24 protein-coding genes are annotated in these 23,881 nt (G+C 67.5%); 7 read left to right on the forward strand and 17 right to left on the reverse strand.

Going from position 1 to position 23,881, the window contains the following annotated elements:
- Window positions 1-3: 3 nt before the first annotated feature.
- From BIX52_RS19090 to BIX52_RS19100, 3 genes are read right to left on the reverse strand one after another with little or no spacing between them, the layout of a single operon-like run.
- Entirely contained in the window at window positions 4-915 is a 912-nt protein-coding gene (locus BIX52_RS19090) for an MBL fold metallo-hydrolase (RefSeq protein ID WP_075222699.1), read from the reverse strand.
- Window positions 912-1,352: a DUF6691 family protein gene (locus BIX52_RS19095; RefSeq protein WP_075222700.1), complete on the reverse strand. Its 441-nt coding sequence runs from the start codon at window positions 1,350-1,352 to the stop codon at window positions 912-914. Before BIX52_RS19095 ends, BIX52_RS19090 begins: the two co-directional genes overlap by 4 nt.
- On the reverse strand, window positions 1,352-1,810 hold the full coding sequence (locus BIX52_RS19100; protein WP_075222701.1) for a YeeE/YedE family protein: 459 nt from the start codon (window positions 1,808-1,810) through the stop codon (window positions 1,352-1,354). The genes BIX52_RS19095 and BIX52_RS19100 overlap by 1 nt, the downstream gene beginning before the upstream one ends.
- 84 nt (window positions 1,811-1,894) lie before the next feature.
- On the opposite strand from BIX52_RS19100, the gene BIX52_RS19105 reads away from it, so the two are divergent.
- On the forward strand, window positions 1,895-2,212 hold the full coding sequence (locus tag BIX52_RS19105) for an ArsR/SmtB family transcription factor (protein ID WP_075222702.1): 318 nt from the start codon (window positions 1,895-1,897) through the stop codon (window positions 2,210-2,212).
- Between the two features lie 144 nt (window positions 2,213-2,356).
- Here BIX52_RS19105 and BIX52_RS19110 read toward each other — a convergent pair whose 3' ends face one another.
- Window positions 2,357-3,139, reverse strand: a complete 783-nt coding sequence (locus BIX52_RS19110; protein WP_075222703.1) for an SDR family NAD(P)-dependent oxidoreductase — start codon at window positions 3,137-3,139, stop codon at window positions 2,357-2,359.
- 496 nt (window positions 3,140-3,635) lie between these two features.
- Between BIX52_RS19110 and BIX52_RS19115 the strand changes: the two genes are divergently transcribed.
- Window positions 3,636-4,082: an MgtC/SapB family protein gene (locus BIX52_RS19115; protein ID WP_075222704.1), complete on the forward strand. Its 447-nt coding sequence runs from the start codon at window positions 3,636-3,638 to the stop codon at window positions 4,080-4,082.
- A gap of 49 nt (window positions 4,083-4,131) precedes the next feature.
- On the opposite strand, the gene BIX52_RS19120 is transcribed toward BIX52_RS19115, so the two are convergent.
- The 13 genes from BIX52_RS19120 to BIX52_RS19180 form a co-directional block, all read right to left on the reverse strand.
- Entirely contained in the window at window positions 4,132-4,542 is a 411-nt protein-coding gene (locus BIX52_RS19120) for a response regulator (protein ID WP_139312817.1), read from the reverse strand.
- A 311-nt stretch (window positions 4,543-4,853) separates the two neighbouring features.
- Window positions 4,854-5,213 (reverse strand): response regulator, encoded by a 360-nt coding sequence (locus tag BIX52_RS19125; RefSeq protein WP_075222706.1) that lies wholly within the window; start codon window positions 5,211-5,213, stop codon window positions 4,854-4,856.
- A gap of 140 nt (window positions 5,214-5,353) precedes the next feature.
- Entirely contained in the window at window positions 5,354-5,713 is a 360-nt protein-coding gene (locus BIX52_RS19130) for a response regulator (RefSeq protein WP_083551441.1), read from the reverse strand.
- 65 nt (window positions 5,714-5,778) lie between these two features.
- Window positions 5,779-7,914: a PAS domain S-box protein gene (locus tag BIX52_RS19135; protein ID WP_083551301.1), complete on the reverse strand. Its 2,136-nt coding sequence runs from the start codon at window positions 7,912-7,914 to the stop codon at window positions 5,779-5,781.
- 318 nt (window positions 7,915-8,232) lie between these two features.
- Window positions 8,233-8,820, reverse strand: a complete 588-nt coding sequence (locus BIX52_RS19140) for an exopolysaccharide biosynthesis protein (protein WP_075222709.1) — start codon at window positions 8,818-8,820, stop codon at window positions 8,233-8,235.
- Window positions 8,821-9,062: 242 nt separating this feature from the next.
- Entirely contained in the window at window positions 9,063-9,839 is a 777-nt protein-coding gene (locus BIX52_RS19145) for a TIGR04290 family methyltransferase (RefSeq protein ID WP_075222710.1), read from the reverse strand.
- Window positions 9,836-10,921: a CgeB family protein gene (locus BIX52_RS19150; protein ID WP_075222711.1), complete on the reverse strand. Its 1,086-nt coding sequence runs from the start codon at window positions 10,919-10,921 to the stop codon at window positions 9,836-9,838. The genes BIX52_RS19145 and BIX52_RS19150 overlap by 4 nt, the downstream gene beginning before the upstream one ends.
- Window positions 10,921-12,009 (reverse strand): CgeB family protein, encoded by a 1,089-nt coding sequence (locus tag BIX52_RS19155; RefSeq protein WP_075222712.1) that lies wholly within the window; start codon window positions 12,007-12,009, stop codon window positions 10,921-10,923. Before BIX52_RS19155 ends, BIX52_RS19150 begins: the two co-directional genes overlap by 1 nt.
- Window positions 12,006-13,121: a CgeB family protein gene (locus BIX52_RS19160; protein ID WP_075222713.1), complete on the reverse strand. Its 1,116-nt coding sequence runs from the start codon at window positions 13,119-13,121 to the stop codon at window positions 12,006-12,008. Before BIX52_RS19160 ends, BIX52_RS19155 begins: the two co-directional genes overlap by 4 nt.
- The gene (locus tag BIX52_RS19165; protein ID WP_170126412.1) at window positions 13,118-14,218 is read right to left on the reverse strand and encodes a glycosyltransferase family 4 protein; all 1,101 of its coding nucleotides are present in this window, start codon (window positions 14,216-14,218) and stop codon (window positions 13,118-13,120) included. The genes BIX52_RS19160 and BIX52_RS19165 overlap by 4 nt, the downstream gene beginning before the upstream one ends.
- On the reverse strand, window positions 14,215-15,492 hold the full coding sequence (locus BIX52_RS19170; RefSeq protein ID WP_075222714.1) for a TIGR04295 family B12-binding domain-containing radical SAM protein: 1,278 nt from the start codon (window positions 15,490-15,492) through the stop codon (window positions 14,215-14,217). The genes BIX52_RS19165 and BIX52_RS19170 overlap by 4 nt, the downstream gene beginning before the upstream one ends.
- Window positions 15,489-17,495, reverse strand: a complete 2,007-nt coding sequence (locus tag BIX52_RS19175) for an NAD-dependent epimerase/dehydratase family protein (RefSeq protein WP_245803237.1) — start codon at window positions 17,493-17,495, stop codon at window positions 15,489-15,491. The genes BIX52_RS19170 and BIX52_RS19175 overlap by 4 nt, the downstream gene beginning before the upstream one ends.
- Complete coding sequence (locus BIX52_RS19180) at window positions 17,492-18,601, reverse strand: NAD-dependent epimerase/dehydratase family protein (RefSeq protein ID WP_208990498.1); 1,110 nt, start codon at window positions 18,599-18,601, stop codon at window positions 17,492-17,494. The genes BIX52_RS19175 and BIX52_RS19180 overlap by 4 nt, the downstream gene beginning before the upstream one ends.
- A 316-nt stretch (window positions 18,602-18,917) precedes the next feature.
- Here BIX52_RS19180 and BIX52_RS19185 point away from each other — a divergent pair, with 316 nt between their 5' ends.
- The 5 genes from BIX52_RS19185 to BIX52_RS19205 all read left to right on the forward strand — a co-directional run bounded on the left by BIX52_RS19185 (window position 18,918) and on the right by BIX52_RS19205 (window position 23,808).
- The gene (locus tag BIX52_RS19185; protein WP_075222716.1) at window positions 18,918-19,739 is read left to right on the forward strand and encodes a manganese catalase family protein; all 822 of its coding nucleotides are present in this window, start codon (window positions 18,918-18,920) and stop codon (window positions 19,737-19,739) included.
- Between the two features lie 362 nt (window positions 19,740-20,101).
- Window positions 20,102-21,358: a glycosyltransferase family 2 protein gene (locus BIX52_RS19190; RefSeq protein WP_075222717.1), complete on the forward strand. Its 1,257-nt coding sequence runs from the start codon at window positions 20,102-20,104 to the stop codon at window positions 21,356-21,358.
- On the forward strand, window positions 21,351-22,466 hold the full coding sequence (locus BIX52_RS19195; RefSeq protein ID WP_083660522.1) for an acyl-CoA dehydrogenase family protein: 1,116 nt from the start codon (window positions 21,351-21,353) through the stop codon (window positions 22,464-22,466). Before BIX52_RS19190 ends, BIX52_RS19195 begins: the two co-directional genes overlap by 8 nt.
- The gene (locus BIX52_RS19200) at window positions 22,463-23,242 is read left to right on the forward strand and encodes a PIG-L deacetylase family protein (RefSeq protein WP_157956230.1); all 780 of its coding nucleotides are present in this window, start codon (window positions 22,463-22,465) and stop codon (window positions 23,240-23,242) included. The genes BIX52_RS19195 and BIX52_RS19200 overlap by 4 nt, the downstream gene beginning before the upstream one ends.
- The gene (locus BIX52_RS19205) at window positions 23,239-23,808 is read left to right on the forward strand and encodes a class I SAM-dependent DNA methyltransferase (RefSeq protein WP_075222719.1); all 570 of its coding nucleotides are present in this window, start codon (window positions 23,239-23,241) and stop codon (window positions 23,806-23,808) included. The genes BIX52_RS19200 and BIX52_RS19205 overlap by 4 nt, the downstream gene beginning before the upstream one ends.
- Window positions 23,809-23,881: the final 73 nt, after the last annotated feature.

The raw sequence follows: 23,881 nt of genomic DNA on the forward strand, positions 1-23,881 counted from the left end.
TCCTTAGAAGCGGTCGACGGGCAGTTTCAGGTAGACGTGACCGTCGTCCTCGGCGGGCGGCAAACGGCCCCCGCGCAGGTTGATCTGCAGTGCGGCGAGAATGCGGTCCGGAAGGGGAAGCGTGGCGTCGCGCTCCTCGCGGCGCTTGATCCACTCCTCACGAACGGTGCCGTCTTTCACATGCTGGTTGCCGGCTTTGTGTTCGGCCACCGTCGCTTCCCACATCGGCTCGTCGCGGTCGTCCGTCCCGTAATCGTGGCCGACGAAGAGCCGCGTTTCGGCCGGGAGCGCGAGGATCTGCTGGATCGAATCCCAGAGTTGACCTGTATCGCCGCCGGGGAAGTCCGCGCGCGAGGTGCCCACGTCCGGCTGCATCAGCGTGTCGTGGGTGAAGGCGGCATCGCCAACCACATAGGTGACGGATCCGAGGGTGTGGCCGGGGGAGAGCATCACGCGAGCCTCCATCGCGCCGATGCGGAACGTCTCGCCCGCAGCGAACAGATGGTCGAAGTCGCGATCGGGGGCGAAGACGTGCGGCATGTTGTAGATCTCCTCCCAGAGCGCTGCGATCTCGTGCACCTTCTCACCGATCCCGTTCGGCGCGCCGGTGCGCTCCTTCAAGTGCGCCGAGGCCATGATATGGTCAGCGTGAGGGTGAGTGTCGAGCACCCACGCCACAGTCAGCCCCTGATCGCGCACCAGGTCCATCACCTGATCCATGCTTCCGGTCGAGAAGCGGTAGTGCTTGGTATCGAAGTTCCACACGACATCGATGAGCGCGGCCGCCTTCGTCTGCGGATCGGCACACACGTACTGGATCGAACCGGTGTCGGGCTCGTAAACGCCCCAGACGTCGGGACTGCCGGGCCCGCGCGAAGGCGAATGACGGACGACGCGCTCTGAGAGCTTGCTCATCGGGAGGCTCCTTTGGGCTGAAAGGCGGGAAGGCGCGCGGCGTTCGAGCCGAGCCACAGGCCGGCCAGCATCGCCGGCACGAAAACGAGCGTTCCGGGGGCGAGGAGCGGAAGGGCGGTCCATGCCGGACCCGGGCAGAAGCCGCCGATGCCCCAGCCGATGCCGAACAGCGCGGCACCGGCGATCAGCGGCCGGTCCACCCGCGTGGCGCGCGGCAGGTCGAACGAGGACCCCACGACAGGCGCACCGCGGCGCCACACCAGGCGATAGCCGATGAAGGCGGTCACGGTGGCCCCGGCCATCACGAAGGCGAGGCTCGGATCCCAGGTGCCGGCGAGGTCGAGGAAGTTCAGCACCTTCGCCGGGTTGGACATGCCCGAAAGGACCAGGCCGAGACCGAAGACGAGGCCGCTCAGGAAACCGAGTGCGAGACGCATCATGCCCCTCCGAAACCGTGACGCAGGACGAAGACCGTGACGAAGCCGGCGGCCATGAAGGTGAGAACCGCGATGAGCGAGCGCCGCGACAGACGGGCGAGCCCGCAGACCCCGTGGCCGGATGTACAGCCCGATCCGAGCGCCGTCCCGGCCCCGACCAGCAGCCCGGCAATCGCCATGCCGACGACGGAGGCGGGGACCGTCTGGTCCACACCCATGCCTGCCGCCATGAGGAGCAGCGGCGCCGCGATCAGGCCGATCAGGAAGGCGATCCGCCAATCCCTGTCGGAGGGGGCGCCCGGCACCGGCACCAGCGCGGCGACGGCGCCTTTGGTGATGCCGGCAATCCCGGCGATGCGCCCGAACAAGCCCATCACCATCACCGCGCTGAGGCCGATGAGAGCGCCGCCGCCGAGGGAGGCCCATGGGGTGAATTCCGTGGCTGTGGCTGTGTCCATCTGTGCCTCCGCGAGGATCGGTCTTGCCGGGATTTCTCTAGACGCCTATATATGAGCAGACACTAAATGAGTCAATGCTAATATATGAAGATGTCCGGTGACGCTTCCGTTGCTGCGCTGCAGGAGAAGGCGGACCATGTGGCGAGCCGCCTGGCGCTCGTCGCGAATGCCAAGCGGCTCCTGATCCTGTGCGAGCTTGTGCAGGGCGAGCGGTCGGTCGGCCGCCTTCAGGAGGCGGTGGGGCTCAGCCAATCGGCCCTCAGCCAGCATCTCGCCAAGCTGCGCGACGCGGGGATGGTGGAGACGCGCCGCGAGAGCCAGACGATCTACTACCGCATCGGCGACCCCGAGACCGCAGTCCTGATGGCGGCCCTTTACGACGCCTTCTGCAAGGACGATTGAGCCGGCGGTGCCCACCGCAGCTGCCGCGGGCGACCTTCGTCGTGCGCATGGTCAGGCACAAGCGACGTGGCCAGTGCGCAGGCGAGCGCCGATCGGATTCCGTCCGCCGTAGACCCAGCTTCAGTTGCGCCCCGGCGGAGTGTCTCAGCGCGCGCTTTGCGGTTCGGCCATGCGCCGGTGCATCTGGGCGAGCACGGTGTCGGGGATGATCCCGGCGAAGAGGGCTTCCAGCTTGTTCATGAACCCGGACACGACTCCTGGCTCGCCGCGCATCATCGCGTCGTAGCCGTCGCGAGCCACCTTGGCAGGATCGGCCTTGCTGTCGTCTTCGCCGACCGGTGTGTCGGTCATGCCGGCGCGATTGAAGAACTCGGTGTCGGTGGGGCCCGGCATCAAGCACGTCACGGTGACGCCTGTGTCCTTCAGCTCGTTGCGAATGGCATAGGAGAACGAGTCGAGGAACGCCTTGGTGCCGTTGTAGACCGCCTGGAAGCTGCCGGGCATGAAGCCGGCAATCGAGCCGGTGATCATGATTCGTCCGGCGTCCGCCTCGCGCATGCGCCGCCCGATCGCGTGCACCTGACAAAGCGTGGCGTTGATGTTGAGGTCGACGACGTCGAGGGCCTTGTCGAGATCCTCGTCGAGAAAATTGTTGCCGAGGCCGCGTCCTGCATTGGCGATCAGAATGTCGACCGGCCGATCCGCCACGGCATTGAAGAGCGCATCGTTGCCTTCCGCCGTGGTGAGATCGGTGACGACAGGCACCACGCCCCCGGCACCGAGACGGGTCAGCTCTGCGGCGGCCGCGGCCATCTCCTCATTGGCCGCGATGATAAGGTCGTAGCCGTCCGCCGCGCAGCACTTGGCGAGTTCCAGACCGATCCCGGTCGAGGCGCCGGTGACGACGGCGAGTTTTCCGTTCGGCATGTCACACAGTCTCCGGTTTCAGGACAACCTTGGTGCAAGGTGTCCTGCTGAAGTTTCACGTTGGAAAGCCGGCCGCCGCGTCTTCGAGCTGCAGCCGGTGGCTCATACGGACGGCCGGGCCGAGCCTCCCACGATCGACGACAAGACGCGCGCCGGCTTGTGTTGGAGGTGGTCCGATCGGGGTAATCCGCGGCCTTCCTGTCAGCGCGGCGAGGGACGAGGAGCCGGTCCGTCGTCCGGCTCCATAGCGGCCGCCGTCCGTCGCTCTCCCTCAGAAACAATCTCGTCGAAATCGACGTTCCGGCGCCGGAAGGAAACACTCAACTCTAATAACTTATGTTACCGTGAAAGAATAAAGCATATTTTATGCATTGTATTCTTGCGCAGGAGGCGCATACTGGGCGCTCTTCGCTGGCGCTATTGTTCCTCGTCACGGGAAAATTTGAGATTGCGCCGGCTTGCACCTCGTTTCGCGACTGACAGCCTCAAAGGACCTATGAGCGAGTATGAGATGGTGCTGCGGCTGGGTGTGGCCGCGCTGGCAGGAGCCGTCCTCGGGATCGATCGGGAACTGCGCGGCGGATCCGCTGGGATCAGGACCAACGGCATGGTCGGCCTCAGCTCCGCGGCGATCACGATCTCGGCGCTTCTCCTCTATGAGAGCCTACGGGCCGACGGCGGAAGCGAGATGGATCCCTTGCGGGTCATACAAGGCCTTGCCCAAGCGATCGGCTTCATCGTTGCTGGTACGATCTTCGTGTCTCGTGGGAGCGTCCACAATCTCACGTCGGCGGCAGGCATATGGCTGGTCGCCGCAATCGGGATCGCCGCTGGCGCGGGTCAATTCACCCTCGTCATCACGTCGGTTTTGATCGGCATTCTTCTGCTCACTGGCGTGCGCGTCGTGGAGCGCTTCATCCCCGGCAGCCGAAAGGCGGATTGACGCCGAAGACCGCCGGTTGAGGCAGGCTCCCGCTCGGGAACCCCGTCGATCACGTATCGCAATGGCGAGGCTGAAGTAGGTGAAGAGATCCCGCCACAAGGCTGATCGAGAGATATGGTTTCACCCAGCATGGAATATGCCGATAGGGTGCCGGAATCATCTCGTTCGGCAGGCCCGTCGCGAACACGACCGGAATGTCGGCATCCATGAGTTGGTCGGCCACGGGGTAGACCAGATGACCATCAAGGGCGATGTCGAGTATCGCGAAGGAAACCGGCTTCGTTTCGAGAAGGTGGATGGCCTCGCCGGCGGTTGCCACGGGTCCGACGACGGCACCGCCGCAGCAGCGTACGGCACGAGCCAGATCCTCGGCGAGGTAGTATTCGTTTTCGACGACGAGGACGTTGTGACCGCTGAGGACGCGGCGCGAACCAAACTCGTTCCTTATCATGTCAGCCATATCAATCGCCGATCGGGTCGTAGTCTGTCACAAAGCGAGAATATGACGTCCCGATACGACGTGCTTTAACGTACATGAGTCATCCGCTCATTAAGGCGTTTCCCTGCTCCACGCGCATTTCCGCAGAGGAGCGTGCGCCGTTTCACGCGGGCTCGGCACCCGGATCGGGATGTTCGAGCCTCAGCGCGGCATGCGTTGAAACCGTGAGGCGGGGTCCAATTTTCCTGCCGTCGACGGGGCCTGCCATCTCAGAAAACCGCCCGGCGGCATACGCCGGATGACATCATCTGCTACTCGGGGAATTCGGCGCGTCAGATTCCGAGCGCGCGGCCGAGTTCCGCCAGAATGACCGGCTTGACGAGTCGGGGGACTGAGGCAAAGCGCTCGGGGACGACGGTATCATCATACCCGGTCGCGAAGACGAACGGGACGCCACGTGCACGGAGAGTGTCCGCGATCACGAACGCCATCTCGCCATGCAGATTGATGTCGAGCACAGCGGCGTCGAGCGAAGGGGTCTCTTCGGCGGCGGCCAATGCCCTGTCGACTTCACCGAACGGCCCCACCACCTCGCCGCCCCTCTTGGTCACGTGGGAAACCACTTCCCGCGCGATGAAGTAGTCGTCTTCGACGACGAGGATCCGCTTGACCGGTGGCCGACGCGTAGACATCAGACCTCCTGAATAAGCCGCAGTGCGCGGCCGACGTGTTAACGACGTCGTTGATTGTAGTCCGCCGGCATTGTTTGGCCATAGCCTGAGGTGACCTGTAGCGCCCTGCACAGCGGCTCCCGCGCGCACACGTTAAGCGCTCACGTGTCGCTGGCGCTCTGATCCCGTCCAAAGTCATCGAGCAAACGCCGCAGGGACTCGACCTTCACGGGTTTTGCGATTCGTGGTGCGTTGCGAAGGGACGGTTCCGGCAGTTGGTCGGCGCCGTAGCCTGTGGCGAGAGCAGAGGGGATGCCGCGCGCGAGAAGCATATCGGCGAGCGAGGTCGACCGTTCGCTGCCAAGGTTCACGTCGAGCAGTGCGAAGTCGGGTCGATCGCGTTCGACCAGCGCATGAGCCTTGGCGACCGACGGCGCTGGGCCAATGACGTCGCAGCCGAGCTGTGAGAGAAGGCGCGCCAGGTCCGATGCAAGAAGAAATTCATCTTCGACGACCAGCACGCGCAGTCCTTTGCTCATGATGCAAGGCGGCACGACCCACCGTTCATGGCTCGGCCGCAGTCATTTTAAATAAGAGAGAGGCACGCTTCGACACGAAGGCCAGTTTCATTGAATTCCACCTTCGAGTCGCCACCCAATTCATAATCAAATACACGATCGACCAACTGGGTTCCAAATCCCTTCTCCTCCGGCTGCACCACAGGCGGGCCTCCGGTCTCACACCATCGGAGATGAACCTTTGGCACCGGCGCGTCCGACAGGCGCCATCGAAGCGTGACGCGTCCGCTCGGCGTCGACAGCGCACCATATTTGACCGCATTGGTGGCAAGCTCGTGCAGGACAAGGCTGAGCGAGAGCGCTGGCCTGGGCTTGAGCTTCACCGAACGCCCGTCGATCTCGATCACCTCGGGTCGCTCAGCCCGGTAGGGCCGCATCGTCAGCTCGGCCAGTTGGGCGAGGTCCACGCTCTCCCAACGGCTCTCCAACGCGAGCGCATGAGCTTGCACCAGCGCATCCAGCCGCCCGAGCAAGATCCCCTGCGCCTCTTCTGTGGAGCGGCCTTCGACAGTTTGCGAAACCAGAACGCGGATGATGGCGAAGATGTTTTTCACGCGATGGTTCAACTCGCCCAGCAACAGCTCCCGCTGCGCCTCGGCCTCCTTCCGGCGCGTGATATCCCGGTTCATGCCGACCCACTTGAGGATGCGCCCATCCGCATCACGGATCGGCGCAGCGTTGCAGTAGGTCCAGCGCCAACCTCCTCCGGCGTGGCAAAGGCGAAGCTCTATTCCGAGGGGGCGCTCGCTCGCGACGCAGTCGCGCCACTCCCGCAGCGCACGCTCCCTGTCGTCTGGATGAACGGCTTCAGCCCATCCGTCGCCTCGCATGTCCGCCGCGGACTGGCCGGTGAAGCGGTCCCACGATTCGCTCGGTCTCGCGGACCCGTCCGGATCCGTCTCCCAAACCGCCTGGGCGGTCGTTTCGACGAGGACGCGGAAGCGCTGCTCGCTCTCGTGAAGGGCCGACTCCGCCGCCCTGCGGTCAGACACGTCGCGAAAGATGACCGCGACGCGCCGCAGCTCAGGCGCATCGATCCGGAACGCATAGACGTCGTACCAGCGATTGCCGAGATGGCGCGCGCTCTGCTCGAACCGGGCGGGTTCGCCGGTGGTCGCGATCCACCCGTAGATGTCGAACCAATGCTGCTCATGATTGGGCTCGAGGTCGCGCATCGTTCGACCGGCCGCATCCACGAGACCGGTGTGACGCGTGAATGCGGGGTTCACCTGGAGAAAGCGATAATCACGCGCCGTACCGTCGTCGTCGAAGATCATCTCCAGGATGCAAAATCCCTCGTCGATCGCCTCGAAAAGCGTACGGTAACGCTGTTCACTCTCGCGCAACGCGGCGGAAGCGCGGCGGGCCTCCGTCTGATCCTCGATCGCCAGCAGGATGAGATCCATGTGATCGACCCGGCGCGCGTTGAGCACCATGATCCTGTGACCGATGTCCTCGAATTCATGCTCGACGACATAGTCGTTGAACGCGTTGTTTTCCGGCAGGACGTTTTCGAGAAGCTCGCGCAGCGCAGCGATGTTCCACTGCCCGTTGCCGAGATCATAGATCATCCGGCCTTCGGTTTCAGCCCGGTCGACTTGGAACGTCTCGTAGAATGTTTCGTTCGCGGCTTTAACCGTGAGATCCCAACCGAGGATCAAAAGCGGATCACGGGATGCGTCGACGATTTTTTCGGCGAATTCTTTCTGCCCTTCCAGCTCCCATAGAAGATTTTCGCGCTCGGTGATGTCGTCGATGGCGAGAAGGATCCGGTCGTTCGGGCCTCCACGGTCCATCTGGTGAGCATTCAGCATCATGACCCGGCGGCCGATATTCTCGAAGCTATGCTCGACCTTGAAATCGGTGACTGCGCCACCGCTCGGCAGAACGTCTTCCAGGAGACGGCGAAGAGCGGCAATATCCCACTGGCGGTTCCCGAGCTCGTAGATCCGGTGGCCCTCGGTGGCCTCGCGCTCCACCTGGAATGTCGTATAGAAGGCTTGGTTCGCCCGCTCGACGGTGAGATCACGCCTCAGCACCACCAGTGGCTGGCGCATCGTCCTGAGGATCGCCTCGACGTACGTTTCCTGTCCGGCGCGGTGGTCGTCCGGAGGGCGGCTCTCAGAGTCAACGTTTCCAGCCATGGTCTTCTCGAATCGGCACGGTGTCGCACGTGCAGACTATCCGAAAGAACCGCTGACAGCACCTCGATAGAGATTGCCTCCGCGCCTGGCGACGCGGAGGCTCAGACTAACCCGGGGGCTTACATGAACACGCAGGGTATAGGGCGCGCGTCAGCGGGAGGCACTCTCACCCGCCCGCTTCAGCGACAGATAACGGTCCGTATTGGTTTTCACGAGGCGCCGCAGTGATGTGGTCGAAACCACACCCTCACGCGATCGTTCAGGCCCACGCCCGTCATTTTCGCAGGATGTAACTTAAGTCATCCGCCGCTGCGCATTTTAGCCGCCACCGAGGAGGCCGAGGCCGGCAGCGAACGCGCCCGCGGTGAGCGCGAAGCCAATCGCCATCAGGAGGCCGTCGCGTACCATGATGGCAAAACCGAATGCCGCGATCGCCGCCATGGGCGCTGTACTTGCGAAAGGCACGAGCTCCAGGGGTGGAACCGTCAGACAAAGGGCGAGACAGGCAGCAGCGGCGACCCTGACCGCCTGCGGTCCGGCGAATTTCGGCAGCCGCTCATGGAACCAGCGGTCGAACCACCTGGCCACGGGCCGCATCGTCTCAATCGCCCCGCTGAGCCGCTCGGCCCGGATCGTCCGGCGCTCCACGAATTGCGGAAGCCAAAGATGCGAACGCCCGGCGACCATCTGAACCGCGATCACCGCAATGAAAGCGGCGAGAATGGTGGGGAGCCCGGGGATAGCGCCGATGGGCGACATTTCGAGCAGGGCTGGAACCACCAGGAACGGCCCGAAACCGCGGTGGCCGAGCGTTTCGATTGCTTTGTCGACCGAAACCGGGTCACCGGATCCGCACGCGCTGTCGAGATCGTCGAGAACGTGGCTCAGGGTTCGTGCGCCAGTCACCGTGATCCTCCTTCATTGGGACCGTCCATAATCCTCGCTGGAGGCATCGGGGACGGCGCAGCTGCGCCTGCTCCTAAAATGTTCGGCTCCACACTGGTCGCCGCATATGCGAAACGAACGACGATGCGACCGGTTGCCATCAGAGACCGACCAGATCGGCGATCGCGTCGTCCCGCCGGGCCGGCCGTGCGGCGGACGCGGCGCTGATCAATACGCGGGACGATGCGTCCGGCGTTCGACGTTCAGCATTTGCCGCGGCCCCGCGCGGCGGCGAACTCGCTTTCGTCCCACCACGCGCTCGCGGCGGCGGGGTCGTGGTGGCACAGGAACGTCTCCTCGCCCGGCTCCATGGAGACGGAGAATCCGGCGGTCGCCAGCATCGCCAGGATCGCGGCACGGTTCGGAACCCACCAGTTGGTGGGGTCGCCCGAGAACTCCTTCTCGATGAAGGCGAGCTTTGGCCAGCCGGGTGCCTCCAGGCGATCCCTGTCCTGGAACCGCGCGCCGCCCGTGTCGGCGACGGAGTGCGGATCGCCGAAGCTGAGCGACTGAAAGATCATGAGCTCGGGCTTCATCTGCGCCACGCAGTCGAGGGCGAGCATCGGGTAGCGCAGGTGGTAGAAGACCCCCATGAAAACGATGATGTCGAACCCCTCGCCGAGTTCGGGCACATCGTAGACCGTGCCGCTCTGGAACCGCGTGCGGCCAGCCAGTCCGAGCACTTCGGCCGCCCACCTGGCCTGCTTGAGGTAGTGGGGATTGATGTCGATCCCCAACACCTGCGCGCCGCGCTCTGCAAACGCGAAGCTGTAGAAGCCCGCATTGCAGCCGATGTCGAGCACGCGCTTGCCGGTAAGATCCTCCGGCACGTGCCTCGCGATCGGCTGCCACTTGAAGCGCGGGAAGTCGCCGAAGTGATGGTTCGGCGCGGTCTGCACGCCGCCCGGCAGGTGCAGATTGTGGAACCACGGCGCCAGCGCGTCGATCGCTTCGATGATGGTGCCCGGCCGCGTCATCATGCGGCCGCGGTCGTCCGACCGCCGCGCCCAACGGCGTCCAACAGCGTTTCGAGCTCCGACGCCCGGTGGTCGCAGGTGTGCCGCGCCAACACCGCCCGGCGCGCCGCGGCGGCGATCGCGTCGCGCGTCTCGCCGTCCGTCGTCTCCAGGATGCGGCGCGCCTCCTGCGCATCGTGGGCGATCAGGATCTCCCGTTCCGGCGCCAGGATCGTCTCCAGCCCCGGCCATGCGTCGCTGATGATCGCGACGCCGCAGGCCGCCGCCTCGAACAGGCGCACGCTCGGCGCATAACCGGCAGCGCGCATGTCCGCACGGGTGACGTTGAGGGTGAAATCCTGCCCGCAGTAGAAGGCGGCATGGTCGGACGGTGGCAGATGCTCGATCCGCGAAACGTTCTGCGGCCAGTCGATCGTCTCCGGATATTGCGGCCCGGCGACGACGAAGCGATCATTGGCCAGATCACGCGCCGGTGCGACGAGCAGCGCCTCCACCGTCGGCTGGCGATCGGGCGAATAGGTGCCGAGATAGCCGAGCCGCCACTGACGGCGAACCGCGACCGGCTTGTGGATCTCGGGATCGACCGAGCAATAGAGCGCCGCGGCCTGCGGGCTTCCCATCGCCTTCAGCCGGTCCAGCATCGGCCCTCCAGTGAAGGAGAGGTAAAGCGCGTAGTCAGCGACCAGTGCGGCGTCGATATATGCCTCGTCGCCCGCGGCGAGCTTGGCGAGCGTCACCGGCGTGTCGATGTCGTAGAAGGCCACAGGCCCGGCCGCGCGGTCGAGCGCCCAGCGGCCCACCGCCACCCCTTCGGGCACGTAGGAGCCGACAACCACAGCGTCCGCCTCCGCGACCGCCGCGCCGCCTTTCGCCTCGAGATCGGCAAGGTCGGCATAGAGCACGGTGCGGCAGTAGGGCGGGTCGGGCATGTCGCGGTTCGCCGCGTACCACGGCACGTCCCGCTCCAGGAAGGTGATCTCATGGCCCCGCCTGGCGAGCGCTTTGACGAGGCCGCGATAGGTGGTGGCGTGTCCGTTGCCCCAGGACGATGTTATCGACAGGCCGATGAAGACGAGCCGCGCCATCAGACCGCCTCCCGCCAGGATCCGCGCCCGTCGAGCAGCGCTTCGACCTCCGCCGCGCGATGGCGGTAGGTGTGTGCGGCGAGGACGCGGCGCCGTGCCGCTTCGCCCATCGCATGGGCCGCTGCGGCGTCCAGCGCTGCGACGTGCTCGGCCACCTCGGCGCCGTCGGAGGCGAGCAGGATCTCGCGTCCGGGCTCCAGAAACGCCTCGATGCCGGCCCAGCGGTCGGAGATGATGGCGGCGCCTGCGCCCGCGGCCTCGAAGATGCGCGTCGGCGGGGAAGCGCCGAACCGGGCCATCGAGTCGCGGTTGATGTTGAGGATCGCCTTCGCCGAAGCGTTCAACGCGTTGTGGTCGCGGGTGTAGACGTGGCCGAGGTGGCGCACGTTGGCCGGCATCGCCTTGTCCTCCCAGCCGCTGCCGCCGAGAAGGAAGGAGCCCTCCGGCGTGCGCGCGGCCGCCGACAGGAAGAAGTCCTCGACGCGCGCTTCCCGGTCCGGCAGCCGGTTGCCGAGGAAGGCGAGATCGCACGCGAAGTCGGGCCGCGGCGGCACCGGGTGGTGCGAATTGGGGTCCACGGCGTTGTAGACCGGCACGCACCGGCGCGCGCCCAGCGCCTCGTAGGCGCTCACCACGGCCGCGCCGCCGCCATAGGTGAGGACCGCGTCATAATGCGGGATGTGATTGCGCATCGGGTCGGCGGGGTCGGCGCCGATGCTCTCCAGCGTCGCCGGCGCGTCGACGTCCCAGAAGATGGTGGAGCGACGGCCGCCGCCCAGCGCGGCCACCGCCGCTTCGAGCTCGCGGTCGAGCACGCCGACGCCGCTGCACTTCACCAGGACATCGGCCCACGCGCTCGCCTCTTCGAGACACCGCTCCATCGCCGCCACGTCAGGCGCATAGACCACGACGCGCGCCCAGTCCGGGTCGGGCATGTCCCGGTGCTCCTGCCGGCCGAAGGCGTCCGGTTCGTAGAAGGCGACGGCGTGACCGCGATCGGCCAGCGCCTTCAGGAGGCCGCGATAGTAGGTGGCCGCGCCGTTCCAATAGGCGGAGACGAGGCTCGATCCGAAGAAGGCGAAATTCATGGCGCGGCTCTGAGGGCAGGTGTGGGCGACGCGATGGCGTCGTGGACGGCGAGAAGCTCGGCCGCGCGATGGTCGCAGGTGTGCCGGTCCGCGATGACGGCGAGGCCGGTCTGCACCAGCGCGCCGGAAAGGTCCGGATCCGCGAGCACGGCGGCGAGGTGGCGCTCCATCTCGTCCCCGTTTCGTGCGGTGAGATAGGCGCCCTCAGGGAACAGCCCCTCGTCGTCGCGCCATGGTGCGCTGACGAGGGGGATGCCGCACGCGAGCGCCTCGAACACGCGGATGGTGGGGATCCCGTGCAGCGTGCGCGCATAGTGCCGCCGCGGAACGTGGACGGTCACGCGGTGACGCGCAAAGACCTCCGGCGCGCGGTGGTTGGCGAGCCAGCCGCCATAGTGGATTCCGCGCGCCGCCAAAGCCGACAACGCGACGTCCGGATAGCGCACGCCGTAGATGGTGCTGGCGAGGCCGAGGCGGGCGGACGGCGCGAGCAGGAACTCGGCGAGTTCGTCCGAGCGCTCATCGTCGCCCCAGTTGCCGATCCAGACCAGGTCGCCTGTCTTCTCGGCCTGAAGCGGGCGGAACAGGCGCGTGTCGGCCGCCTCGTGCCAGGTCCATACGCGGTTGCCCCAGCCGCGCCGCGCATAGATCTCGGCGATGACCGCACCGAAGGCGAGGACGCCGTCGTAGCCGGAGAGGTCGAAGCGCGACAGCTCCTGCGGTGCCGACACGGCCCGGTGGTGCGTGTCGTGGAAGAGGAGGACGAACGGCGCGGCCCGCTTGCGCAGCCGCCCGAGCGCGTTCACGAGCGCCGGCTCGTTCCACTCGTGGACGACGACGAGATCCGGGCCATAGGCCTCGACCTTCTCCACCGCATCCTCGATCGAGGTGTAAAGGTCCGGGATGATCGTCGGGAACGTATGGGCGAACGCGGCGAATGCGTCCTCCCCCGCGTCCGCGAGGAGGTTGGCCCTGCTCCAGCCGTCGGCCGGCTCCAGGACCGCGACGTCGTGGCCGGCGGCCTGAAGCGCGGTGACGACGCCGCGCAAGAAATGCGCGTTGCCGTTGTTCCAGCAGGATGCGGCGGCGTGAACGGCGAACAGGATCCTCATTCGGCCGCCACCCGCAGCGGGCCGGCCGCCGCCATCAGCCCGGCGTAGAGAGCGAGATAGCGTTCCGCCATCGCCCGGCGCGAATAGCGAAGGGCGCGTTGGCGTGCGACCCGGCCCGCCGCGCGCGCATGATCCGGATCGGCAAGGTGTCGCCGCAGGGCGGCGGCGATCGCGTCCGGGTCGCGCGGGTCGACGAAGGTCGCGGCGCCGTCCCACAGCTCGCGCATCGTCGGGATGTCGCCGACGACGAGAGCGCATTCGCACAGCGCCGCCTCCAGCACCGCGAGCCCAAACGGCTCGTACAGCGCCGGGGCGACGAACACGGCCGACTGCGCCATGTGCCGTTCGAGATCGGCAGGCTCCAGGGCGCCCAGCCAGCTCAGCCCCTCCGCCTCCGCCGGCCGGTCCCTCGCGTCGCCCGCAAGCGCGATCGGCACGCCTGCCCGCGCGACATCGGCGAGCACGCGCATGTTCTTCGCCTCGTCCCACAGACGCCCCGCCGCCAGAACGCGCGGCGCCTTCGCGGCGGGCGCGAATCCGGCGGGGTCGCGTCCATTGTGGATCACGTGCACGTCGCTCCGGGTGCCGTGCGCTTGGCGCAGCGCATCGGCGTGCGCACGTGTCGGCGCGACCACCGCCGACGCGGCGGCGAGACCGCGGGCCACACGTTCGCGATACCCGTCCCAGTCGGCCGGTGCAGGCTCGCCGCGGCAGGCGCGCCACCACGTGTCCACGCAACTGTGTGCGACCGCGACGACCGGGGCAGAGAAGCCGGCCGCCGCGTTGGCATAACCGTTGACGTGAACGATGTCGGGACGAACCTCGGCTTCGAGATCGCGCAGGATGGCGTCGGTTTCGGCGATGTCCGCCTCGCACCCTTCCATCCACTCCAGCTTCAACTCGCTGCGCACGAGCGTGAGATTGTCGAGCCGGCCGGCCTCCAGCATCTTGTGCGGCGGCAGCGCGTCGCCGGAGACGAACAGCACCACGGAGACGTCGCGCTCGACGAGCCCGGCCGCAAGCTCCATCGCGTAGGTCCACACCCCGCCGACACAGTCGGCCGTCATCAGGACCCGTTTCGGCAGCCGCCGCGTCATGAATGACGCTCCAGTTGGGACAAGGGGACAGGCCGCCCCTCCTGAACGTCGCTGAAGTCGGTGTAGGCGTCGATATAGTAGTCGACCGCGCGCTCCCATGCGCCGTCGTCGGGCAGCCCCCAGAGCTTGCGGTAGTCGGGCGAGCCTGGATAAGGGAACAGCGGCACCGGGTCGTTGGCCCAGACGCCCGCACCGCGCAGCCGCGACCGCCACGCCTCGACCAACGCATCGTCGTCGTCCGGCACCTCGATGAGGTTGGCCTGCACGAAGGGGATCACCTCCTTCGCCACGACGAGCAATTCGGCAAGCTCGTCCGTCGTCAGCTTGCACCTCTTGTCCAGCGCATCGCGACCCTCGGGCGTCAGGCTCTCCACGCCCGCCTCGACCGAGACGCAGCCCGCCTCGCCCAGAAGGCGGATCATGTCGGGCTTCCAAAGGTCGATGCGCGTCTGCACGCCGAACGTGATGTCCCGCGCCGCGAGGGCCGTCAGAAGCGGCCGGTTGGGCAGGAAGATCTCGTCGACGAAGTAGATGTAGCGCGCACCGGCGGCGATCAGCCCGTCGATCTCGGCGAGGAGCGCACCGAGATCACGGCGGCGATAGACGTCACGGAAGTTCTCCTTCGCGCAGAAGGTACAGTGGTACGGGCACCCGCGGGACGCCTCCACCTCGGCACCCGGCCCGTCCGGCTCGCGGTCGAACCTGTGGTGATGGTGGTGATGCCGCGCCAGCCACTCCGGCCCCCATTGCAGCGCCGGCAGATCCTTGAAGGACGTCGCCAACGGGCCGCCGATCACCCGCACGCCGCCGTCCTCGCGCACGGCGGTGCCGACGACGTCGCGCCGCCCGCCCGCGATCTCGACGATCGCCTCCTCGCACTCGCCCATCACCGCGATGTCGACGGCGAGCTTCTCCATCGCGGCGTAGGGCGTGGTGGAGGAATGCGGGCCGACCGCCACCTTCAGCGCGGCGATGTCCGCCATCGCGGCGAGAGCCTCCTGCGGTACGCGCAGCTCCGGCTGGGCGCAGCGCCAGAAGAGATAAGTCGGCGCCGTCGTCACCACGACCATGTCGGGGCCGAACGCACGCACCTGCCCCGCCATCTCTTCGTGCGGCAGGTCGAACATGTGCGCGTCTACGATCGTCGCGGTGTGGCCCGCCCGCTCCAACAGCGCCTTCGCCGCGCCCAGCTCGAGCGGCAGGTGAGGCTCGCGGCAGCCGAAGTAGATGCTGCCGTCGAACGTCCAGCGCGGATTGACGAGCGCCACCCTCATGCGAGCTTCTCCTTCGGCGCGGCGGCCAGCGCGTCGGGAACCGCCGTGCGCAGCCAGTCGGCGAGACGGTTGAGACCGTCGGGCGCACTGATGTGCGGTTGCCAACCCGTGGCGGCGGAGATGGCGCGGGTATCGGAAACGTACCAGGCCTGATCGCTCGGCCGCCACGGCGCATAGCCCACCTCGGGCGCGACGCCGGCAATATCCGGGATGAGGGCGATCAGTTCGCGCAGGCTGAAGACGTTGCGCGGCCCGCCGCCCAGATTGAAGGCGCGCCCGGCGGTGGAGTCGATCTCCTTCATCGCCGCGCGGTAGGCGGAGACGGCGTCGTCCACATAAAGGACGTCACGGGCCTGATAGCCGTCGCCGAAGATGGTGATCGGCCGGCCCGTCAGCGCGCAGATCAGGAAGTGCGCGACCCACCCCTGGTCCTCGGTGCCGAACTGGCGCGGCCCGTAGAGGCAGGACATGCGCATCACGACGCTCTTGAGGCCGTAGACCCGCGCATAGTCGAGCACATACTGGTCGGCGACGCCCTTGGAGCAGCCATAGGGGCTGTGGAAGGAGAGCGGCGTCGTCTCGTCGAGCCCACCGCGGCGGGCTGGATCGCGCGGCACGTAGCGGTCCCCCTCGCGCACCATCTCGTCCCGCGGGATCAGCTCGCCGTAGACCTTGTTGGTGGAGGCGAACAGGACCGGCGCGTCGGGCGCACCGTGACGCACCGCCTCGAGCACGTTCAGCGTGCCGCGGGCGTTCGCCTCGAAGTCGTGCACGGGGTCGGCGACGCTCGTCGTCACCGCCACCTGTGCGGCGAGGTGGATCACGGCGCTCGCCCCCTTGATCGCGTCGGCGGCGACGAAGGGGTCGCGCACGTCGCCCACCTCGAACGCAATACGGTGGCGGTGCCGGGACGTCAGCCAGTGCGCGTTCTCCTCGACCCGGTCGCGCGCGAGGCTGTCGAGCACGACGACATCCTGACCGTCAGCGGCGAGCTGGTCGACGAGGTTGGAGCCGAGGAAGCCGGCGCCCCCGGTGACGACGACGCGAGGCGTTGCGGTGCGGACCTGCGGCCGCGCAAGCGCCACGGTCTGCGCAAGACGCTCCACCCCGCCGGCTGCGAGCGCCCGCGCGGCGAGCTTCGGGCTGTGGTCAGCACGGAACAGGCCCATGTGATAGTGCCGCTCGTCGACGTGGAAACCCTGCTGCGTGGGCACGTCCGCCGCGAGATCCTCCAGCGCGTACCAGTAGAGGCGGTCGGCCTGCGCGTCGACGGCGGCGAGAAGCTCGCGCGCCTGCCCGGCCTCGTCATGCCGCCAGGTGGAGAAGCCCGCCTCGGTGATCCACAGCGGCCGCTCACAGCCGGCCTCGTTCAAGGTCTTGCGGATGCCGGCCAGCTCGTCGGCCCAGCCGGTCCAGTCGATCGACCACGTCCCCGGAAAGGCATGCACGCCGAGCGCATCGACGTGTTCCAGCAGCCCGAGGCCGGTCATGTGACGCAGCCAATTGAGGTCGGTCGGGCAGTTGCCGCCGAGCAGCACCTTCTTGCCGCGCTGGTGCATCCAATAGGCCGCACCGCCGATCATTTCGGCGAAGATGGTCCACTCGGGATCGAGCCTCCAATCCCAGTCGAGGAGATTGTTCGGCTCGTTCCAAAGCTCCACCCAGTCGAAACAGGATCCGTGACGGGTGACGAAGACGTCCAGGAAGTCGGCGTAGGCCTTCGGCTCGCGCGGCGGCGCGTTGGAGCGGTCCACGATGCCGAGCGAGGGCGGCGTATAATGGAAGCAGGGCAGCAACTCCACATGCCGCGCCAGTTCCGGGATCAGCCAATCGAACCAATCCGGCCCTTCCGGACGGAACCAATCGGCCCACGAGACTCCGGTCCGCAGCCGCGTGGCGCCGATCGCTGCCATCTTGTCGAGGACGACCGGAACGCGGTCCTGCTCGCCGGGACGGAACCATTCGACGACGCCGAGGTCGCCTTTGCGCGCGATCCGGCTCACGCGACGAGACCCCGGCGCGCGAGTTCGGCCGTCGCATCGTCGACCCGGTCGACGGCGACCTGGGTGGAGAGCCACTCCGCCAGCTCCACCAGACCGTCCTCGAACGCGACGCCCGGCTCGAACCCGATGACGCGCCGCGCCAGCGAGATATCGGCGAAGCAGTGGCGAATATCCCCCGCGCGGTACTTGCCGGTGCAGTGGGGGACGAGATCCTCGCGCCCCGCGGCCACCGCCAGCTTCCGCGCGATCTCGACGATGGTCCGCCCCTCGCCGGACCCGATGTTGAAGACGCCGCCTGACGCCGCGTCTGCCTCCTGCGCCAGCCGGCATGCCCGCGCGACATCCCGCACGTGGACAAAGTCACGCCTCTGCAACCCGTCCTCGAAGACCATCGGCGGCTTGCCGTTGAGGAGCCGCGCGCCGAAGATCGCGAGCACGCCCGTGTAGGGGTTCGAGAGCGCCTGGTTCGGACCGTACACGTTGAAGAATCGGAGCGCGGTGACCTTGCGCTCGTAGGCGCGGCCGAAGATCAGGCTCATCCGCTCCTGCGCGAACTTGTTCAGGGCGTAGATGGAGGACAGGGCGGGGCGCTTGTCTTCCGTCGTTGGCAGCGGCTCCAGAATTTCGCCGTCCGGCCCCTGCAATTCCCACTGCCCCGCCTTGAGCTGCGACAGCCGCCTCTCGGGCGGATCGACGATGCCATGGCGCCCCTTGGCGAGGCCTTCGCCGTAGATGCTCATGGAGGAGGCGACGAGAAGGCGCTCGACGTCGCTGTCGATCAGCGCTTCGAGAAGGACGGCCGTGCCGACTTCGTTGACCGACGTGTAGCGCTCGATCTCGTACATGCTCTGACCGACGCCGACGGCCGAGGCGAGATGATAGACGTCCGTCGCACCCGAGACCGCGGCGCGCACCGCATCCGGGTCGCGCAGATCGCCGTCGATGAGTTCGACGGACGGGTCGAGATAGGATGGACGCGCGCCATCCGTGTGGACCTGCCTGTCCAGGTTGTCGAGAACCCGGACGTGATGGCCGCAAGCGAGAAGTTCGGCCGCGAGGTGGGACCCGATGAATCCGGCGCCCCCGGTAATCAATATCGTTTTCACGAAGCCCCCTGCACGCATCCAAGCTGCGCAACCGTGCCAGCGGACAATGCCACCTGGGGGAGATCCGTTCCTTCACATGGTTTTAAAGCGAGTACGATTTTCGTCGACCATTCCGAGCCGCCGCAGAAGCCCAATTCTAGCGCGGACGCGGGCGCCGCTCGCCTTATTTATCTGTCTCCCGAGCGGCCGCTCCCGCAATGTTCGCGCGGCGAGAAGGGCCGGAATTTAAGTAGATTAATCTTCCAAACTGAATTTTGGACCGCCAGGAACCAATAACCGTGAGGGCGATTTACCGGAGACTTAACGGAGGCCGAACATGTTCTTTCACTCGTCCAAGCTCCAATACAAGGTCAAAGTCGACAATCCGAACCCGGTATTTGCCAAGTACCTGCAACAGGCGATCGGCGGCGTCGAAGGCGAAATCCGTGTCGCCATGCAGTACATGTTCCAGGCCATGGGCGCGCGCGGGCCGGTCAAATACCGTGACATGCTGATGCAGACGGCGACCGAAGAGCTGTCGCACATCGAATTCCTGGGCCACGCCGTCGCGCTCAACCTGGAAGGTGCGCCCGCGTCCATGCAGGACGAGGCGGCCAAGGACCCCGTGGTCGCGGCGATCCTCGGTGGCCAGAACCCGCGCCATATCCTGTCGTCGGGCCTGTCCGCCATGCCCGTGAACAGCGTGGGCACGCCGTTCGACATGAGCCACATCTACGCCACCGGCAATATCGGCGCGGACATGATGGCCAATGCCACGGCGGAAGCCGGCGGCCGCGTGCTCGCCTCGCGGCTCTACAACCTCACCGACGATGCCGGAATGAAGGACATGCTGTCCTTCCTCATCGCCCGTGACACGATGCACCAGCAGCAGTGGCTCGCGGTGATCGAGGAGCTCGGCGGGTACGAGAAGGTTCTGCCGATCCCCAACTCCACGCCGGAGGAACATGAGGCGGTCGAGCACTCCTACTATTTCTGCAACACTTCGCTCGACAAGGACGCCCCCAAGGGGCGCTGGACGTCCGGTCCCTCGCTGGACGGCCGCGGTGAGTTCTCGGTACGCAAAGGCGAGCCTTATGGTCAGGTTCCCACCCTCGGGAAGGCCCGGCCCGATTCGGCGGCGCAGTCCGAACAGATGTAAATCGCTCGGGAGCGGGCCTCGGTCCGCTCCCTCACACGGACAGCCGCTGAAACAGCGGCGCCGGGGACCCCAAAGATGCGCGCAGCGACCGACGACGGATCCGGCAGGGTTCCTATCGCCAACGACCTCGATCCGCACACCGACGTTCATGGGTCGGCGATCCCTCGACCGAGCGCGATCCCTCGCGTCGCGCGCCTCACCCGTGGCGGCCCGGTGCGCGGAGCTGCGTTCGGCCGGCCGGTCATCCGTCACGTTGCCCGCGTCTCGCCCATCGCGGGGCCGAGAAGGCTGCGAACGGTGCGGCCGCCAAGTCTTGTCGTGCCGGCTTGCATGAACAGCCACCGCGGCGGGGTCCAGCCGTGATGTTCGACGGATCCGCCGCCGCGGCACGCGTCATACCCGCTCCCCGGCCGCATCTGGCGCGAGAGCCGGACTTCGATCCCGCGCAGCAGGTGGCCGAACAGACGCGCCGGCCGCCGTTCGTCGGCGCGGTGAAGCTCAATGCCATCGCGACACGCCCATGGCGCTATCGCCCCACCGCGATCGCGTGCGTCCCCGCGCGCGACGAGGCGGAGACACTGGCGCGTTGCCTCGGCGCGCTGCGCGAAAGCCTCGCGGCCCTCGACCGGAGCCGGTGCGCCATCCTCGTCGTGGCGAACAACTGCGCGGACGAGACCTTTCGCATCGCCGCCGCGGCATCGGCCGCAGGCGGCGTGCCCATCCTGGCTTGCGACGCCACCTTCAGCGACCCTATCGCCGACATCGGCCACGTCCGCCGCTTCGCCCTCGATTGCGGGGCGGCGCTGGCGGATCCCGACGCGATTCTGTTGTCCACCGACGCGGACACCGACGTCGCGCCGCAATGGGCCTCCGCCCTCGCCAGCACGCTCGCACAGGGTGCCGCGATGGCCTACGGGCCGGTCCTGTGCCCTGCCACGATCGCGTCGCTCGACCCTCGTTCGGCGGCCACCGCACGGCTCGAGCAGTCGCTCGCCGCGGCGCAGGCGGCGCTGTGGGCGGCGATCGTGCCGGGCCGGCCGCAAGTCCTCGGCCTCGCCCCCGGCAGCGCCAGCATGGCGATGCGCGCCTGCGCCTACGATGCTGTCGGCGGCCTTCCCGCCCTCCCCGCATCCGAGGACCGCGCCTTGGCGGACCGCTTCATCGAGAGCGGCGAGACGGTCGCCTACGCGCCGACGGCGGCCGTGCGCACCTCCACGCGCCTTTCCGGCCGCGCCCGAGGCGGCATGGCCGACACGCTCTCTGCCCGCCGCAACGGACACATCGTCTGCGACGGTGCCTTCCTGCCGACGATGCGGTTCGCCTGGCTGGCGCTCGCCTATCGCCTGCTCGCCGGCGAGGGTGACAGCGCCCATGCCTTGCTCTTGGCGCAAAAGTTGGAGGTGCCGGTGTCGCTGCTTCTGCCCTCCACCCGTCCGCTGGGGCGACGGTGGGCGGCCCTGCGCCGGGCCATGCCCCCGGTTCGCCCGATGACGGCCGAGGAGGCGAAGGTGGAACTCGGCACGGCCGCGCGGCTTAACAAAGCGCTGAGTGCGCAAACAGGGCTCGGGATGAGAGACATCGAAACACGCATCCTCGCCATCGGCCGTTGCGATGCTTGAGGCCGCAGCGCATGCCGCGCCGGACGACGATCTGGCGCCCTTCGCCGACGGCCTGTCGGCGATCCGCGCGAATGCCGCCGCTGCCGACGGCGCGGGCCACACCCTCGCAGCGGACGTTGCAGAGCTGAGGCGCGCCGGCCTGTTGGTCGCGCCCCTTCCCGTCCAGGCCGGTGGGTCAGGGCTCGGCACCGGGCATCGCCACACCAACGCGGCAGTGACGCTCCTGCGCGCCTTGGGGCGGGCGAACCTCTCGGTCGCGCGCCTCTTCGAAGGCCACGTGAACGCGGTGAAGCTCCTGGCGCTCTATGCCGACCCCGGTGTGCGAGCCGAAGTCTTCGACCGCGTACGCCGCGGATTGCTGCTCGGCGTCTGGGGCGCGGACGGGGCAAGCCCCGTCGTCTTCGACGGTGACGGGCTGACGGGAAGCAAGCGCTTCGCCTCCGGCCTCGGCCTCGTGGGTGCAGCCCTCGTCACGGCGAAGAGGCAAGCCGGCACGCAGCTCTGTCTCGTTCCCGCCGACGATGTCGATCGACAAGATCCCGGTGCCTGGACCGCGTCCGGCATGCGCGCGACCGCCTCTGGCACCTATCGCCTCGACGGTCTGAGGGGCGCCGACGTCGTCCCCGTCGGCGAGCCCGACGCGCTGTTTCGCGAACCGCATTTTGAAGGTGGCGTCTGGCGCTATTGCGCGGCCCACCTCGGCGGAGCAGAGGCGCTCTACGCCGAAATGCTGAACCACCTCGGCGACCGCGGTCAGCTCGATGCACCGCTCCAACAGCTTCGCGTCGCCGACGCGGCGGTGGCGTGCGAAGGGGCCCGGCTCTGGATCGAGGCGGCCGCCGAAAGGGTCGAGCGCGCCGATCCGCGGTCGGGCGAAAACGCCGCCGCATACGCGCTCCTGGCCCGGCAGGCGACAGAGGCGGCGTGCTCGTGCGTCATCCATGCGGTCGAGCAGGCTGTGGGCACCGCAGCCTTCATGGAGGGTACGGCGATCGAGCGGATCCGCCGCGACCTCGGGCTCTACATCCGCCAGGCCGCGCCGGACGCGAAACGCGCGAGAGCCGTTCGTGCCCTCGCCGTGTGCCATGCACGGGCGGACGAGCTGTGAGCGTACCCGATCGTCCCGAGGGCGTGCTCCTCGACAAGGCCGCCACGGTCCCACCGTCGACGCTCGATGCCCTGGCCGCGCCGAAAGGGACGATCCTCGTGATCGCACCCCACCCGGACGACGAGACTCTCGGCTGCGGGGCCGCGATCGCCGCCGCGCTGGAATGGGGGCGCGATGTAACGATCGCGCTGATGACCGATGGCGACGCCTCGCACCCGGCGTCGGCCCTCTACCCCCCCGTCCGCCTCGCCGCGCTGCGCCGGTCCGAATTCGCCGCCGCGGTCACCCATCTGAGGCCGCACGGCGCGCCGGGCACGCTGCGGACGGCCACATTCGGCCTTCCCGACACGCGCCTTGCGGAAGCCGCCGCGGACGAGGCCGTGCTCACCCGCCTGTGCGATCTCGCCGAGCGGACGGAATGCACGACCTTGTGGACCACGTGGCGGCACGATCCGCACTGCGATCACCAAGCCGCGGCGCGCATCGCCGACCAGGTGGCGGAGCGCATGGGCGCATCCCTTCGCACCTTTCTGGAATATGCCGTATGGGGCCGGTTCGGCGACGCGGCGGCGGACCTGCGCGCCGACGACATCAGGCGCTTCCCGCCGGGCCAGTGGCGCGCGCGCAAGTTGGAGGCGATGGACTGCTATCGCTCCCAGCTCACGCCTCTCATCGACGATGACCCGAGCGGGTTCGTCATGCCGCCCACGCTCGTCGACCATTTCGCCGACTGTGACGAGATCTTCATCGCATCGGCGGGCGGTGCGCAGGGATGAGCGACCGCGAACGGGTGTTCGACGACCTCTATAGCGCGCACGACGACCCGTGGAACGTGTGCACCAGTGATTACGAGCGCGAGAAGTACGCGGCGACGTTAGCGGCCCTGCCCCGCGAGCGATACGGCAGCGTGCTGGAAATCGGCTGCTCGATCGGCGTCATGAGCGCGGCGCTGGCGGAGCGCTGCGACACGCTCCTCGCGGTCGACGTTTCGGCCGAAGCGCTGCGCCATGCGAAGAGCAACTGCACGGCGCGCAACGTTCGGTTCGATCGGCTGGAGGTGCCGGAAAGCTGGCCGCCCGGTCGCTACGACCTCATCGTCCTCTCGGAAGTGCTCTATTTCCTCCAGGCGGAAGAGGTCGATGCCTCTGCGCGCCTGTCCGCCGGCAGTCTCGCACCGGGCGGGGAGATCATCACGGTCAACTGGCGCGGCGAGACCGATACGCCGCTCACCGGGGACGCGGCCGCCTCCCGCTTCGTCCGTGCGGCCGAGGCTGGCGGGCTGAAGGTCCGGCATGTGGACCAGCGCGAATTCTACGTCATTCACGTACTGTCGACCGTCTGACGTCGCGCCCGCGGCGATGCGCGCGGAAAGGCGCGCGGAAAGGCGGCGGCGGGGAGGACATCCCTTCGTCTTG

The organism is Acuticoccus yangtzensis (assembly GCF_001927245.1).
GTDB lineage: Bacteria > Pseudomonadota > Alphaproteobacteria > Rhizobiales > Amorphaceae > Acuticoccus > Acuticoccus yangtzensis.